This is a genomic window from Azospirillum brasilense, from assembly GCF_007827815.1.
In the GTDB taxonomy this organism is placed as follows: domain Bacteria; phylum Pseudomonadota; class Alphaproteobacteria; order Azospirillales; family Azospirillaceae; genus Azospirillum; species Azospirillum brasilense_C.
Map to the genome: position 1 here is coordinate 88,175 of NZ_VITH01000003.1, position 14,894 is coordinate 103,068.

A 14,894-nucleotide genomic window follows, 5' to 3' on the forward strand; every position below is an offset into this window, starting at 1 on the left:
CTCACCACACGTCAGGCCGTTTCGCTCGCCAGCATCTCCGCGGCCAGCCGGCTGACGGCGGGGTAGTCGGTCTTGCCGGTGCCGAGCAGGGGGATCGTCTCCACCCGCAGCACATCGCGGGGAATGGCGATCTCCGGCGCGCCCTTGGCCTTGGCCGCCGCCGCCAGCGCGTCGCGGGTCGGGCCGGTGCCAGCGGTGACCAGAACGATCCGCTCGCCGCGCCGGGCGTCCGGCAGGGCGACGGCGGCGTGGGCGGCGTCCGGCGCGGCCTGGAGCGCCAGCTCCTCGACCAGTCCCAGCGGGACCATCTCGCCGGCCACCTTGGCGAAGCGCTTGACGCGCCCGACGATGCGAATGAAGCCGTCGGCGTCGATGTCCACGATGTCGCCGGTGTCGTGCCAGCCGTCCTCCGTCGGCTCGACCACGCCGGGGTTGTCGGCCCGCATATAGCCCTTCATCACGTTCGGCCCGCGCACCCGCAGCCGCCCACCGACCGGCACGCCGGGGACCGGCAGCAGCTCCGTCTCGATGCCCGGCAAAGCCTGCCCGACCGTGCCGGGGCGGAAGCGCGCCGGCGTGTTGACCGCGATCACCGGGGAGGTCTCGGTGGTGCCGTACCCCTCCAGCAGATGCACGCGCAGCCGTTCCGTGTAGGTGCGGCGCGTCTCCTCCTGCAACCGCTCGGCCCCGGCGAAGACCAGCCGCAGCGAGCGGAAGTCGTAGGGGTCCGCCGCCCGCGCCCAGGCGTTCAGGAAGAAGTCCGTGCCGAACAGCACCGTGGCGTTGGTCTGGTAGACCAGCTCCGGGATCAGCCGGACGTGGCGCGGGTTGGGGTAGAGCACCGTCTTCACCCCGTTCAGAATCGGCAGCAGCATCCCGCCGAGCAGCCCGAAGGAGTGGAAGACCGGGAGGCAGTTGAACACCACGTCCTGCCGCGTGAAGTCGACGACGGAGGCCACCTGCGCCATGTTGGCGAGCAGGTTGTCGTGGGTCAGCGCCACGCCCTTGGGCGGCCCCTCCGACCCCGAGGTGAAGAGGATCGCCGCCACGTCGTCCGGCTGGCCTTGCGGGGGCAGGAAGCGCTCCGGCGCCACCGAGGCGGCCAGCGCCCGCAGCTTGTCGCCGATGCCCAGCCCGCGCTTCACGTCCTCCAGATAGACGATGCTGTGGTCGGCGGCCAGCGCCTCGACCAGCGGGCCGAGCCGCCCCATCTCCACGAAGCGGGCCGACGTGACGATCCGGCGCAGCCCGGCGGCGCGGCAGGCCGCCTTCACGGCCTCCGCCCCGGCGGTGAAGTTCAGCATCGCCGCCGGCCGCCCGTAGGCCGCCAGCCCGAAGAACACCGCCGCGGTCGGCGAGGCGGTCGGCAGCAGCACGCCCACCGCCTCCCCCGGCTCGGTGCCGCGGGCCAGGATGCGGCCGAGCACCAGGGAACGCGCGGTCAGGGCGCGGTAGGACAGCGTGGTGAAGTCGCCGTCCTGGACCGCCGCCTTGCCCCAACCGGTCTTCCGCCCGGCCTCCAGCAGGGCGAGCGCCAGCGTGTCGGGCCGCTGGCCGGCGGCGAAGACAGTTTCCGTCATGATGCGCGACAGCCAGGACTTCAGCGCCGCCCGCCGCTTCTTGCCGGCCAGACCCGTCACGTCCGGGGTGGCGACCGGCGGCATGACCGTGATGGTGATCCGCGGGAACAGGCCCAGCCGCAGCCGCCCGTGCATCCGCGACAGGATGGAGCGCTGCGCCCCCTCGATGCAGACCGGCACGATGGGGCAGCCCGCCTTGTCGGCCAGCATGCCGGGACCGCCGTTGATCTTCATCAGCGAGCCGGTGACGGTGATCCGCCCCTCCGGGAAGATGCAGATCTTGTGGCCCTCGGCCAGGGTGCGGGCGAGCAGGCGCGTGCCCATCGGCTTGGTCGGGTCGATGGTGACATGGTCGGCCAACGCCAGGAAGGGCTTGGCCCAGGCCTGCTGCGCGATGAAGCTGTCCACCGCGAAGCGCATCCCCGGCAGAAAGGCGGCGAGCAGAGCGCCGTCGAGGAAGGACTGGTGGTTCGGCGTGACGACGGCCGCACCCTCCAGCCGCTCCAGATGCTCCGCCCCGCGCAGCTCGACGCGGAAGGCCAGCCGGAAGAAGGCGCGGGCCAGCGCCCGCCCCATTCCCACCGCGTCGATGGCGAGCGCCAGGACGACGGCGGCCAGCATGCTCGCCCCGCCCCAGGCGGCGACGGTCAGCGGCGTGACGCCCAGCGCCAGCATGGCCGCCGCGATGCCGGAGCCGACCACCATGAACAGCGCGTTGACCACGTTGGCCGCCGCGATCACCCGGGCGCGGGCCGAGGGTGCGGCCCGGTGCTGGATCAGCGCGTAGAGCGGCACGGCGAAGGCGCCGCCCGCCGCGGCGATCAGGAACAGGTCGGCCAGCAGCGGCATCGCCCAGGGCTGGGCCAGCAGCGCCAGCGCCGACAGCGGCTCCGCCGACGGAACGTCGGGCGTCAGGAAGGGCAGCGCCGCCCCGGCCACCGCCGCGACGAGGCCCGCCAGGGCGGCGCGGCGCGCGTCGGAGCGAGACGGCACCCGGTGCCCCAGCCCGGCGTAGACGGAGCCGACCGCCACGCCCACGGCGAAGACCGCCAGCAGCAGGGTCGCGCCCTCGCTGTCGGTGCCCAGCGTTTCCCGCGCGATGGCCGGGAACTGCGCCATGACGACCGCCCCGACGCCCCAGAAGACCGAGATGCCGTAGATCGCCAGCATCGACACGCGGTCCCGCGCGGTGGCGCGCAGCACGCGCAATGTGACCGACACCGGGTTCAGCCCGACGCGCACCGTCCGGTCGGCGTTGCCCGCCCGCGGGATCAGCAGCGACGCCGCCAGCCCGCCCAGCGCCGTCGCGCCGAGCAGCCCCGGAAGCGCCAGCGGGTGGGCCAGGGCCAGCGAACCTCCCGCGATGGTGCCCAGCAGGATCGCCACGAAGGTCCCGGCCTCGACCAGACCATTGCCGGCGGTCAGTTCCTCCGGTTTCAGAAGGTCGGGGAGCAGACCGTACTTGACCGGCCCGAAGACGGTGGAATGGGCGCCCATGCCGACCAGCGCGACGATCAGCACGCCGAGGTCGGCGCGCATGATGCCCCAGGCGGCGATCGCCATCAGGCCGATCTCCGCCACCTTCACGGCGCGGGCGATCAGCGTGCGGTCGAACCGGTCGGCCAACTGGCCGGCGGTCGCCGAGAACAGCAGGAAGGGCACGGTGAAGGCCGCCGCGGCGAGCGTGGAGATCAGCGCGCCGTCACCCGCCGTCCCCGCCATGCCATAGACCGCCAGCACCGCGATGGCGCCGCGCAGCACGTTGTCGCCGAAGGCGCCGAGGAACTGGGTGACGAACAGCGGCAGGAAGCGCCGCGTGGCGAGAAGGCCGAATCCGCTCATGCGTCAGGCTCCCTTTCCGGTGGACAGGCCGCGCAGCAGCGCGTCGGCGACCGTGTCGGCCAGCGCGCCGAGCGGGGCCGTCTGCCGTCCGTAAACGTGCGACTGGATGTTGAGGACGATGGCGCCGATCACCGTGTGGGCCAGCGCCTCACGGTCGGCGTCGACGATGCTCCCCTCCGCGATGCCGTCGCCGACGATGGCGCAGACCGCGTCCACCGGCGTCTCCAAACCGTCGGGCACCAGCGGCAGCGCGTCGTGCTGCGACAGCAGCAGGAAGCGCGCGCGGTCGGGCGCCGCCTCAACCAGACCGAAGGCCCAGGCGACGACGCGGCGCAGCCGCTGCGGCGCCGGACCGCCCCCCGCCGCCGCGCTCAGGTCATGCGACAGGGCGGTGTATTCGGCGGCGAACAGGGCGGCGGCAAGCTCCTCCTTGCTCGCCCAATGGCGGTACAGCGCCCCCTCCGACACCCCGGCGGCGCGGGCGATGTCCTTGATGGTGGTGGCCTTCACCCCCTTCTGGGCGAACAGCGCGATGGCGGCGTCCCGGACCTTGTTGCGTGCGTCGTTGCGGGCATCTTTGGACATGGCGCTTCCGTTCGTGGCGTTCGTTATGAGTGAACGTTCACTCAAATCCTGCACGGAACCGGTCCGCGCTGCAAGGGTGATGTGACGGCACCGCATCCCCGTGCGCTTTGCACGACGGGGGCTTTTTTGGGCAAGATCATTCGCACACACTCATGAAACACAGGGAACCAGGGACATGGTGAGGACGATCGACGGGACGGAGGCGCTGACGGCCGACATGACCGCGTGGCGGCGCGACCTGCACGCCCACCCGGAAACGGCCTTCGAGGAGGAGCGGACCAGCGACTTCGTGGCGGAGAAGCTGGCCTCCTTCGGGCTGGAGGTTCACCGCGGCCTCGCCAAGACCGGCGTGGTCGGCCTGCTGCGCAACGGCGAGGGTCCGGCGGTCGCCTTCCGCGCCGACATGGACGCCCTGCACATCCACGAGCAGACCAACCTGCCCCACGCCTCGCGCAATCCTGGGCGCATGCACGCCTGCGGGCACGACGGGCACACGGCGATGCTGCTGGGCGCGGCGCGCCACCTGTCGGCGCATCCGAACTTCCAGGGCACCATCGCCTTCGTCTTCCAGCCCGCGGAGGAGAACGAGGGCGGCGGGCGCGTGATGGTCGAGGACGGTCTGTTCGAGAAATTCCCCGTCGAGCAGGTCTACGGCATGCACAACTGGCCGGGGCTGGAGGTCGGCAAGATCGCGCTGCGCCCCGGCCCGATCATGGCCGCCTACGACATCTTCGAACTGACCCTGACCGGCAAGGGCACCCACGCCGGCATGCCCCATCTGGGCACCGACACGATCCTGGCCGGCACCCAGATCGTCAACGCCTGGCAGACCATCGCCAGCCGCAGCGTGCATCCCGTCGATTCCGCCGTGGTCAGCGTCACGCAGTTCCACGCGGGCGATACGTGGAATGTCCTGCCGGCCACCGCCGTCCTGCGTGGAACCGTCCGGACCTTCCGCAAGGAGGTGCAGGACATGGTGGAGCGGCGCATGGGCGAACTGGCCAAGGCCATCGCCGGCGGCTTCGGGATCGAGGCGGAGATGCGCTACGAGCGCCGCTATCCGTCCACGGTGAACGAGGCCGGGGCGACCGAGCTGGCCCGCCGCGCCGCCGCCGGAGTCGTCGGCGAATCGGGGCTGGACCTGGACCCGATGCCCAGCATGGGCGCCGAGGATTTCGCCTTCATGCTGCAGCGGCGGCCCGGCTGCTACGTCTGGGTCGGCGCCGGGCCGTCGGACGGCGGGCGCAACCTGCACAGCCCGCATTACGACTTCAACGACGCGGTCCTGCCCATCGGCCTCAGCTATTGGGTGCGACTGGCCGAAACGGTGCTGCCGCGCGCGGCGTGATGGCGGGCGATATCCCCTCTCCCCTCTGGGGAGAGGGTTAGGGTGAGGGGGTTGCGCGTGTCCATACGTCCGGCAAAAGCGCATCCCCCTCACCGGCCCTCCGGGCACCCTCTCCCCGGAGGGGAGAGGGTTTACAAAGGCCACCGCCGTCATTCCGGCAGCCTTGTACAAACCATCCCTATCTCCCTATGGTTTGTGTATGAAACAGGAAAATTACCGCGTCCTCGCTATGGTAATTGCCCGGGTATGCAATTTGTCCCATGATCGGGCCGATTTCACCCGACAGACGTGGGACAAGGCACGGTGAAGGCGATAGAGAACAAGACCGGTGTTCCTGGAACCGGCGGCATCTGGCAGCGGCCCGACTCCCTGTGGGAGGCCACGGCCCCGCCGCCGCCGGCCCTTCCGGCGCTCAAAGACGCGGTGGACACCGACCTGCTGGTCATCGGCGGCGGCTTCACCGGCCTGTCGGCGGCCCTGCACGCCGCCGAATCGGGCAAGCGCGCCGTCGTCCTGGAGGCGTCGGAGATCGGGCGCGGCGCGTCCGGGCGCAACAACGGACAGGTCATCCCGACCCTGACCCGCCCCGACCCCGAGGATCTCGTCGCCAAGTTCGGGCCGGAGCGGGGCGAGCGCTTCGTCGCGCTGATCCGCGACAGCGCCGAGACCCTGTTCGCCCTGATTCGCCGTCTGGGCATCGACTGCGCGGCCGAGCAGACCGGCTGGGTGCAGCCGGTCCATTCGCCGGGCCGCATCGCCATCGCCGAGCGGCGGGCCAAGCAGTGGGGCAGCCGCGGCGCCCCGGTGGAGCTGCTCGACCGCGCCGGCATTTCGGCGCTGCTGGGCACTGACGCCTACCATGGCGGCTGGATGAACCGCAGCGGCGGCCACATCAACCCGCTGGCGCTCGCCCGCGGGCTGGCGGGCAAGGCGGTGGAGGCCGGTGCATCGGTCTTCATCAATTCTCCGGTCCTGTCGGTGGAGCGGCGCGGCGACCGCTGGGTCGCCCGCACGCCGGACGGCACGGTGACCGCCCATGCCTTGGTGCTCGGCACCAACGGCTACACCGCCGCCGTCTTCCCCGAAATCCGCACGGAGGTCGTCCCCGTCCTGTCCTGGCAGATGGCCACCCAGCCGCTGGACGAGGCGCAGCGGCGCAGCATCCTGCCCGGCCGTCAGGCCATGTCGGACACCCACGGGGACCTGCGCTTCATGCGCTACACAGCCGACCACCGGCTGGTCAGCGGCGGCGCGCTGCTGGTTCCCGTCGACGGGGCCGACCGGCTGCGGCGCATCGTCGGCCTGCGGCTGGCCTCCATGTTCCCCACTTTGCGCGGGCTGCGGTTCGACCATGTGTGGAACGGGCGGATCGCCATGACCACCGACTACACCCCGCGGGTCCACCAGCTCGGCCCCAATGCCTTCACCTGGGCGGGCTGCAACGGACGCGGCGTCGCCCTCTCCGTCTCGCTGGGACGGGAGCTGGCCCACGCGGCGCTGGGCAGCGATCCGGCGGAGCTGGCGCTGCCGCTGACCGAGCCGCGCCCCCTGCCCTTCAACGAGCTGCTGCAACGCATCGGCCCGTTCAAACTCCTGCAATACCGCTGGAACGACATCCGGGAAATCTGACGATGACTGAAGACACCAAGCCGCCTGCCGCCCCGGACCACGCCACGCAGCTGCGCAACGCCTACGCCATGCGGGCCGCGTCCTACGCCCACATGTTCGACGTGCTGCGCGAGCGCTACGGCACCGAGACGGCGCTGGACATCGGGCGCGAGGCGACCCGCCGCCTGGGCGAGGCGATGGGCGTGAAGTACGCGGCGCACGGCCCCGACGACCTCGCCGGCCTGTGCCACGCCTTCCTCGACGGCATCCCGAACCGCGATTCCATGTTCGCGCCGGAGATCAAGCGCTGCGACGGCGACGCGCTGGAGATTCATTTCCACCGCTGTCCCCTGAAGGAGGCGTGGCAGGCCCAGGGCAAGTCCGACGAGGATCTGGAGCTGCTCTGCAACATGGCCGGCGCCATCGACGGCGGCCTGTTCGAGGCGGCCGGCTTCGTCTTCCGCGGCGAGACCTGGAAGCCCGGCGACGAGGGCTGTTGCCGCCTGAAGGTCCTGCCCGGCCCGAAGGCCGCCTGATCCGCCGCTTAAGCCACCCAACCGTACGACGCTGCCCAACACCGGCCTCGAAGCCGGCCTTCACAAGAAAGGTTCACCTGCGATGACCGCCCTGAAGACCGCCTCCCTCGCCGCCCTCATGACGGCCGCGCTGGCCGGCACCGCTTTGACCACCGGCACCGCCCTGGCCGCCGACACCGTGAAGATCGGCTACCAGCTGCCGCTGACCGGCGAGACCGCCCAGTACGGCCAGGACTTCCGCAAGGCCGCCGAGATCGCGCTGACCGAGTTCAACGCGTCCGGCAAGCCCTTCAAGGCCGAGATCGTCTTCGAGGACAGCCGCTCCGACGCCAAGGAGGGCACCAACATCGCCCGCAAGTTCGTGGACGACAAGGAAATCGTCGGCGTGCTGGGCGACTTCACCTCGGGCGTGTCGATGGCCTCGGCGCAGGTCTACAAGGATGCCGGGATGCCGCAGCTCTCGCAGACGGCCTCGCATCCGGACTACACGAAGATCTCCAAGTACCAGTTCCGCAACATCGCCACCCAGGCGCAGGAAGGCCCCTACAACGCCAAGTGGATGCTGTCCAAGGGCTACAAGAACATTGCCGTCATCGCCGAGCAGACCGACTGGGGCCAGTCCGTCGTCTCCGGCTTCAGCGACGGCGTGAAGGCCAACGGCGGCACGGTGGTCTTCTCCGAGTTCTTCAACCGCGGCCTGAAGGACTACCGTTCGCTGATCAGCAAGCTGGAGCGCGCGAAGCCGGACGCCATCTACACCGGCTTCTTCTACGAGGACGGCGCGCAGTTCCTGCGTCAGGTGCAGCAGCTCGGCATCAAGACCCCGGTCTACTCGACCTCGGCCGCCTACAGCCCCAAGCTGATCGAGCTGGCCGGCGAAGCCGCGGAGGGCGTGCACCTGACCTCCAACTTCCTGCCGACCGACCCGGCCCCGCACATCCAGCATTTCGTGACGGAGTGGAAGGCCGCCTCCAACGGCGCGGTTCCGGGCCAATTCCCGGCCCAGGCGTATGACGCCGTGCGCATCATGCTGGCCGCGGTCGAGAAGGCCTACCCGAACCCGACCCGCGAGAAGGTGCGTGACGCCCTGGCCCAGACCAAGGACTTCGCCGGCGTGACCGGCAAGACCAGCTTCAGCGCCGACCGCGAGGCTGAGAAGGAGCTGGTGAAGGTCGAGGTCAAGGGCGGCGCCTTCGTGCCGGTCGCCGACTGACCGGCGCCCCCCGTCCGACCCGATAGCCTAACGATCTCCAGCGAACGGCCCGCATGATCGACCCTTATTACCTCCAGCAGCTCGCCATCGGGCTGTCGCTGGGGATGACCTACGCGCTGATGGCGATCGGCTTCACGCTGATCTTCGGCGTGCTGAACGTCGTCAACTTCGCCCATGGCGAGGTCTACACGCTGGGCGCCTTCGCCGGGCTGGTGCTGATTTCCGCGACGGCCCCGCCGATCTTCGCGGTGATCTTCATCGCCCTGGCGATCGGCGCCATGGCCGGATTCTCGCTGGAGCGGATCGCCTTCAAACCCTTCCGCCGCTTCACCGACGAGGCGTCGCTGAAGTCGCGGGCGATGCGCGAATCCACCCTGCTCTCCTCACTCGCCGTGTCCATCGTGGTGCGCGAGGCGCTGGAGATCGTGTTCGGGTCGCAGATGCGCTCCGTCCCGTTCGAGTATCTCATCAACACGCCGGTGCGCATCGGGCCGGTGATCCTGGTGACCGGCGACTTCATCATCTTCGGCGTGGCCGCCGTGATGCTGATCGGCCTCCAGTATCTGCTGACCCGCACCCGCATCGGCCTGTCGATCCGGGCGGTGTCGAACAACCCGCTGGGTGCGAAGTATGTCGGCATCGACACCGACCGCACCATCATCATGACCTTCGTGGTCGGCTCGATGATGGGGGCGGCGGCCGGCATCCTGACCGGGCTCTATTACGGCGCCATCTTCCCCGCCATGGGCTTCGTGCCGGGCATCAAGGCCTTCGTCGCCATGGTGATGGGTGGGCTGTCCTCGATCCCCGGTGCGGTGATCTGCGCCCTGATCCTGGGCATCTCGGAGAGCATGGCGACGACCTTCGTGTCGTCGGGCTGGTCGGACATGGTTGCCTACGGCTTCCTGATCCTGACCCTGATCTTCTTCCCCAACGGATTGTTCGGAGCGCGCCGTGAACGTGTCTGACCTGTCGGCGCCGCCGCGCGGGCGGGGGTTGCTGATACCGCTCCTGCTCGCCCTGCTGGTCTTCGTGGGGCTGCCGGCCATGCTGGCCGGCTTCGACCGCGGCTATTTCTACCAGATCGCCAATCTGGCGCTGATCTTCATCCTGCTGTCCGCCTCCATGCATCTGGTCACCGGGGTGGCCGGGCTGCTGCATCTCGGGCACGCCGCCTTCTACGGGGTCGGCGCCTACACCGCCGCCCTGCTCTCGACCAAGTTCGGGCTGGGCTTCACGGTGACGCTGCCGCTGTCCGGTGTGGTGGCGGCGCTGATCGCCTTCCTGGTGGCGCTGCCGACCATGCGGCTGGTCAGCATCTATTTCGCCGTGGCGACGCTGGCCATCGGGCAGATGCTCTATCTGGTCATGCTGAACTGGGTGGAGTTCACCAAGGGCCCCAACGGCATCATCGTCACCAAGGGTCTGGAACTGTTCGGCTTCAGCCTGTCGGGCCGGCTGGCCACCTACTACACGGTGGCGACGGTGGTGGCGCTGTGCGTGCTGGCGATCGGCCGGCTCAGCCACTCCTACTACGGCAACGCCCTGCGCTCGATCCGAGAGGACGACCAGTGCGCCGACGCCATGGGCGTCAGCACGGCGCGCCTGAAGATGGAGGCCTTCACCATGTCGGCCTTCTTCGCCGGGGTGGCGGGCAGCCTGTGGGCGCACATGACCGGCTACATCTCGCCGGGCGACTTCAAGTTCTCCGAATCCATCCTGATCCTGGCGATGGTGGTGGTGGGCGGCCTGGGCAGCCTGCCCGGCGCGGTGATCGGCGCGCTTCTGCTGATCCTGCTGCCGGAGGGTCTGCGCGCCTTCGGCGACTTCCGCAACATCATGGTCGGTCTGGTGATGTTCCTGTCGATCCTGCTGCTGCCCAAGGGCCTGCTGGGCGAGGTCTCCGCGCTCCAGCTCGCGCGGCGCCAGCTGGGCGCGGCGTGGCGCAACACCGTGAAGGGCGAAGGGATCGGCTGGCGATGACCCATCTTCTCGACATCCGCAACGTCAGCCGCCGCTTCGGCGGCGTGCTGGCGGTGAACGACGTGACCGGCCATGTGGACGAGGGCGAGCTGGTCGGGTTGATCGGCCCGAACGGCGCCGGCAAGACCACCCTGTTCAACCTGATCTCCGGCTTCACGCCGCTGTCGTCGGGCACCGTCTCCTTCGACGGCCGGACCATCAGCGGGCTGAAGACCAACCAGGTGGCCCGGCTGGGCATCAGCCGCACCTTCCAAAACCTGCGCGTCTTTCCCAACATGTCGGTCTTCGACAACGTGTCGGTGGGCGCGGTCGGCGCGCTGCCGCAGGGGGCGTTCGGCGCACTGTTCGGCTCCCTCGCCGGGGGCGGCGCCCGCTCCGCCGAGATCAGCCGCCGCACCTGGGAGGCGCTGGAGGCCGTCGGCCTGACCCATGTGGCGGGCGAACTGGCGGCCAACCTGCCCTACGGCCAGCGCAAGTATCTGGAGATCGCCCGCGCCCTGGCAATGCAGCCGCGCTTCCTGATCCTCGACGAACCCGCCGCCGGACTCAACGATACCGAGACCCGCGCGCTGGCCGACTTCATCAAGCGGCTGCACGGCACCGGCTTGACCATCATGCTGGTGGAGCACGACATGACCCTGGTCATGAGCATCTGCCAGCGCATCCTGGTGCTCGCCTCTGGCCGCAAGATCGCCGACGGCCCGCCCGACACCATCCGCCGCGACCAAGCGGTCCTGGAAGCCTATCTGGGGGTGGACGCATGAGCCAGCCGCAAGCCGACGCGCCGATCCTCGCGATCGAGAACCTGCACGTCACCATGGGGCCGCAGGAGATCCTGCACGGCATCGATCTGACCGTGGCGCAGGGCGCCATCGTCGCCGTGCTGGGCTCCAACGGCGTCGGCAAGACGACGCTGATGCGGGCGATCTCGGGCGTCTACCGGGCGAGCCGGGGCGGCATCGCCTTCCGCGGCGAGCCCATCGCCAACCTGCCTGCCCACCGCATCGTCAAGCTCGGCCTGTCGCAGGCGCCGGAGGGCCGCCAGATCTTCTCCAACATGAGCGTGCGGGAGAATCTGGTGCTCGGCGGCGGCGACGTGGGCTTGGGCGAACTCGACCGGATGCTCGACATGTTCCCGGTCCTGCGCGAGCGGCTGCGGCAGAACGCCGGGTCGCTGTCCGGCGGCGAGCAGCAGATGCTGTGCATCGCCCGCGCCCTGATGCGCCGCCCCGCCCTGCTCCTGCTCGACGAGCCGTCGCTGGGGCTGGCCCCGATGGTGGTCGCGCAGATCTTCGATCTGGTGCAGCGCATCCGGGCGGAGGGCGTGTCGATCCTGCTGGTCGAGCAGAACGCCCGCGCCGCCCTGCGGGTCGCCGACCACGCGGCGGTGATGGAGGACGGGCGGATCGTGCTGGCCGGCCCGGCCGCCCAGCTCCGCGACGATCCCCGCATCGCCGAAGCCTATCTCGGTGGCCACGCGCATTGACCGCCATTTGAGACGGAGAGCATGATGACCGAACCGACCGACACGCCGCCGGCCAAGCCGGTGATGGGCATGCTGGAGCGCCGCGGGATCGAGGCGGCGATCCTGAAGCCGGTCTATGAGGAGATGGCCGCCCGGCTGGGCGAGGCGGTGGCGCAGGAGATCCTGGGCGCCGCCATCACCCGCGCCGCGGTGGAATCCGCCGCGGCCTTCGCCGCGACCGAGCCGAACGGCACCAGCCTGACGAGCTTCGCCGAGTTGCAGCCGCTGTGGACCAAGGACGACGCGCTGCGGCTGGAGGTGCTGCACCAGGATGACACGCGGTTCGACTACAACGTCACCCGCTGCCGCTACGCCGAGATGTACCGGGAGATGGGGCTGGGTCACATCGGACACCTGCTGTCCTGCAACCGCGACGCCGCCTTCTGCACGGGCTACGACCCGTCGATCACGATGGAGCGGACGCAGACCATCATGCAGGGCGCCAGCCATTGCGACTTCCGCTACAGCGTGGACAAGCCGCAGGGCTGACGGGGGAATGCCCGAAACGACGACGGCCCGGCGTTCCGCACGCCGGGCCGTCGCTTTTTCAGGACAGACTGCGGTTCGTCAGGCGGCCACCGGCTGAAGCCCGCGGGTGAGCTGGGCGAAGACGTCGCGAAAACGCGGCTGGGCGACGTCGGCCTCGGCGAAGCGGACATGGACCGCCGCCTTGTCGATGGCCCGCACCTCGAAGGCGACGGTCAGGCCGAAGCGGTCGAGCCGCAGGGTGCCGCGGTCGCCCACGCCGAGGCCGGCGATCCCGCTCAGCATCGCACCGCCGTTCGACAGGTCGGTCAGGGTGCCGGACTGGTCGCGCCCCTGCACCACGACACCGCAGGATTCGTTCACCCGGTAGCGCGGGCTGCGGCGGCGGTCGGCGTCGCTGGTGGAGGTGCGGACGACGCGCACCAGCACGCGGCGCAGCTCGTCGATGCTGGTCGCCACCTCGTCCGAGCCGGCCCGCACGCCCGACGCCTGCGACCCGGTCTGGTCGGCGTCGCTGGAGACGGCGGCGATGCGCACCGACACCTCCTGCGCGGCGTTGGAGGTCTCCACCACGTTGCGGCTGATTTCCTGGGTGGCGGCGGCCTGTTCCTCCATCGCGGCGGCGATGGCGCTGGAGATCTGGTCGATCTCGCCGATGGTGTCGCCGATCTCCGCCACAGCCCCCACGGCGGTGCCGGTCACCCCCTGGATCTCGGCGATCAGGCGGGTGATCTCCTCGGTCGAGCGGGCGGTCTGGTTGGCGAGGTTCTTCACCTCCTGCGCCACCACGGCGAAGCCCTTGCCAGCCTCGCCCGCGCGCGCCGCCTCGATGGTCGCGTTGAGCGCCAGCAGGTTGGTCTGGCTGGCGATGTCGGTGATCAGCTTGACCACCTCGTCGATGCGGCCGACGGCCTCGGACAGCGACTGGATGGTGCCCTGGGTGCGCTGGCCGTTCTCCACAGCGCGGCGGGTGACCGCGCTGGAATGGGCGATCTGCGCGGAGATTTCGCGGATCGAGGCCGCCAGCTCCTCGGTCGCCGCCGCCACGGTCTGGGCGTTGGCCAGCGCTTCCTCGGCCGCCGCTGCGACGTTCTGGGCGTTGATGCTGACCCGCTCGGCGGAGGTCGCCATGGCGTCGGCGTCCTGGGCCATGCCGCCGGTGCGCAGGGCGACCTGCTCCACGGCGTGGCTGGCTTCACGCTCCACCGTCTCGGCCATGGCCTGGAGGGCGGTGATGCGCTCCTCCTCGGCCTGGCGCTGGCGCTCCGCGCGCTCCTGGATGGAATAGCTCAGCTTCGCCTTCACGGCGCGGATCTGCGAGCGGATGCGGGCGAACTCCGCCACGCCGGAGCTGGGGACGTTGGTCATCAGGTCGCCGCGGGCGATGGCGTCGAGATGGGTTTCGACGAGCCCGAGCGGACGGCGCACCGTCCCCAGAACGCTGAGCGTGCCGATGCCGGCCACCAGCAGGCCGAACAGCATCAGCCCGCTGAAAATCTCCACGCTGTCGCTGCCGGTCAGGCTCAGCCAGCCGAGAATCATGATGGTCAGCAGGAGAAGGCCCGTGGTCGCCAGGATGCGCCCGGCGATGCTGGACACCAGATTGCCCAGCCAGACCCCGAAGCCGCGGCGGACGATCTGGCCGTCCAGCAACCCGTACTGCTGGCCGCGCCCGGCGCGGATCTCGGCGTAGATGCGCTCCGCTTCCGCCACCGCCTCGCGGCTCGGCTTGGTGCGGATCGAGATGTACTCCGTCACCACGCCCTTCTCGGTGATCGGGGTGACGTTCGCCTTGACCCAATAATGGTCGCCGCTTTTGGACCGGTTCTTGACCAGCCCTTCCCACGGCCTGCCATCCTTGATGGTTTCCCACAGGTTGGCGAAGGCCGCCGGTGGCATGTCCGGATGGCGCACAAGATTATGCGGCGAGCCGAGTAATTCCGTTTCTGAGAAACCGCTAATATCAACAAACGCTTTATTGACGAACGTGATCTTGCCGCGGGTGTCGGTCCGCGACACAAGCAGCATGTCGTCGGCCATTTCGATTTCGCGGTTCGTAACCGGTCCATTGTCGCGCATAAGCCAGCACCCCGTCGCGGAGAACACGCACAAACACTACTTAAGTGCTACTTCTACTGTATTAATGGGCGAAAAACATCACCATATTGTCGCACCGTCTCAGCCCGTC

Annotated in this window: 12 protein-coding genes; 9 read left to right on the forward strand and 3 right to left on the reverse strand. The window is 69.7% G+C overall.

From position 1 onward, the window contains the following. Positions 1 to 11 precede the first annotated feature (11 nt). Together FBZ83_RS07240 and FBZ83_RS07245 are read right to left on the reverse strand one after the other, a co-directional pair. Positions 12 to 3,422, reverse strand: coding sequence for an acyl-[ACP]--phospholipid O-acyltransferase (locus FBZ83_RS07240; protein WP_145681823.1), 3,411 nt, complete (start codon positions 3,420 to 3,422; stop codon positions 12 to 14). A gap of 3 nt (positions 3,423 to 3,425) precedes the next feature. Next, complete coding sequence (locus FBZ83_RS07245) at positions 3,426 to 4,007, reverse strand: TetR/AcrR family transcriptional regulator (protein WP_145681825.1); 582 nt, start codon at positions 4,005 to 4,007, stop codon at positions 3,426 to 3,428. Positions 4,008 to 4,182: 175 nt separating this feature from the next. On the opposite strand from FBZ83_RS07245, the gene FBZ83_RS07250 reads away from it, so the two are divergent. The 9 genes from FBZ83_RS07250 (at position 4,183) to FBZ83_RS07290 (ending at position 12,709) form a co-directional block, all read left to right on the forward strand. Further along, positions 4,183 to 5,355 (forward strand): M20 aminoacylase family protein, encoded by a 1,173-nt coding sequence (locus FBZ83_RS07250; protein ID WP_145681827.1) that lies wholly within the window; start codon positions 4,183 to 4,185, stop codon positions 5,353 to 5,355. 303 nt (positions 5,356 to 5,658) lie between these two features. Then, on the forward strand, positions 5,659 to 6,984 hold the full coding sequence (locus tag FBZ83_RS07255; protein ID WP_145681828.1) for an NAD(P)/FAD-dependent oxidoreductase: 1,326 nt from the start codon (positions 5,659 to 5,661) through the stop codon (positions 6,982 to 6,984). Positions 6,985 to 6,986: 2 nt separating this feature from the next. Then, positions 6,987 to 7,499, forward strand: coding sequence for an L-2-amino-thiazoline-4-carboxylic acid hydrolase (locus FBZ83_RS07260; RefSeq protein ID WP_035683038.1), 513 nt, complete (start codon positions 6,987 to 6,989; stop codon positions 7,497 to 7,499). Between the two features lie 82 nt (positions 7,500 to 7,581). Then, positions 7,582 to 8,712: an ABC transporter substrate-binding protein gene (locus FBZ83_RS07265; protein WP_145681829.1), complete on the forward strand. Its 1,131-nt coding sequence runs from the start codon at positions 7,582 to 7,584 to the stop codon at positions 8,710 to 8,712. 53 nt (positions 8,713 to 8,765) lie between these two features. Further along, positions 8,766 to 9,680, forward strand: a complete 915-nt coding sequence (locus FBZ83_RS07270) for a branched-chain amino acid ABC transporter permease (RefSeq protein ID WP_145681830.1) — start codon at positions 8,766 to 8,768, stop codon at positions 9,678 to 9,680. Beyond that, entirely contained in the window at positions 9,667 to 10,695 is a 1,029-nt protein-coding gene (locus tag FBZ83_RS07275; protein ID WP_247888195.1) for a branched-chain amino acid ABC transporter permease, read from the forward strand. The genes FBZ83_RS07270 and FBZ83_RS07275 overlap by 14 nt, the downstream gene beginning before the upstream one ends. Beyond that, positions 10,692 to 11,459: an ABC transporter ATP-binding protein gene (locus FBZ83_RS07280; protein WP_145681831.1), complete on the forward strand. Its 768-nt coding sequence runs from the start codon at positions 10,692 to 10,694 to the stop codon at positions 11,457 to 11,459. The genes FBZ83_RS07275 and FBZ83_RS07280 overlap by 4 nt, the downstream gene beginning before the upstream one ends. Beyond that, positions 11,456 to 12,181 (forward strand): ABC transporter ATP-binding protein, encoded by a 726-nt coding sequence (locus FBZ83_RS07285; RefSeq protein ID WP_145681832.1) that lies wholly within the window; start codon positions 11,456 to 11,458, stop codon positions 12,179 to 12,181. Before FBZ83_RS07280 ends, FBZ83_RS07285 begins: the two co-directional genes overlap by 4 nt. Before the next feature lie 24 nt (positions 12,182 to 12,205). Then, complete coding sequence (locus FBZ83_RS07290) at positions 12,206 to 12,709, forward strand: L-2-amino-thiazoline-4-carboxylic acid hydrolase (protein WP_145681833.1); 504 nt, start codon at positions 12,206 to 12,208, stop codon at positions 12,707 to 12,709. Between the two features lie 78 nt (positions 12,710 to 12,787). On the opposite strand, the gene FBZ83_RS07295 is transcribed toward FBZ83_RS07290, so the two are convergent. Next, on the reverse strand, positions 12,788 to 14,785 hold the full coding sequence (locus tag FBZ83_RS07295) for a methyl-accepting chemotaxis protein (protein WP_211101629.1): 1,998 nt from the start codon (positions 14,783 to 14,785) through the stop codon (positions 12,788 to 12,790). Positions 14,786 to 14,894 lie beyond the last annotated feature (109 nt).

Bases quoted from the DNA above. Each gene is read 5' to 3' on its own strand.
- FBZ83_RS07240 (WP_145681823.1), bottom strand. From the start codon at position 3,422: ATGAGCGGATTCGGCCTTCTCGCCACGCGGCGCTTCCTGCCGCTGTTC.
- FBZ83_RS07245 (WP_145681825.1), bottom strand. From the start codon at position 4,007: ATGTCCAAAGATGCCCGCAACGACGCACGCAACAAGGTCCGGGACGCC.
- FBZ83_RS07250 (WP_145681827.1), top strand. From the start codon at position 4,183: ATGGTGAGGACGATCGACGGGACGGAGGCGCTGACGGCCGACATGACC.
- FBZ83_RS07260 (WP_035683038.1), top strand. From the start codon at position 6,987: ATGACTGAAGACACCAAGCCGCCTGCCGCCCCGGACCACGCCACGCAG.
- FBZ83_RS07265 (WP_145681829.1), top strand. From the start codon at position 7,582: ATGACCGCCCTGAAGACCGCCTCCCTCGCCGCCCTCATGACGGCCGCG.
- FBZ83_RS07270 (WP_145681830.1), top strand. From the start codon at position 8,766: ATGATCGACCCTTATTACCTCCAGCAGCTCGCCATCGGGCTGTCGCTG.
- FBZ83_RS07280 (WP_145681831.1), top strand. From the start codon at position 10,692: ATGACCCATCTTCTCGACATCCGCAACGTCAGCCGCCGCTTCGGCGGC.
- FBZ83_RS07285 (WP_145681832.1), top strand. From the start codon at position 11,456: ATGAGCCAGCCGCAAGCCGACGCGCCGATCCTCGCGATCGAGAACCTG.
- FBZ83_RS07290 (WP_145681833.1), top strand. From the start codon at position 12,206: ATGACCGAACCGACCGACACGCCGCCGGCCAAGCCGGTGATGGGCATG.
- FBZ83_RS07295 (WP_211101629.1), bottom strand. From the start codon at position 14,785: ATGCGCGACAATGGACCGGTTACGAACCGCGAAATCGAAATGGCCGAC.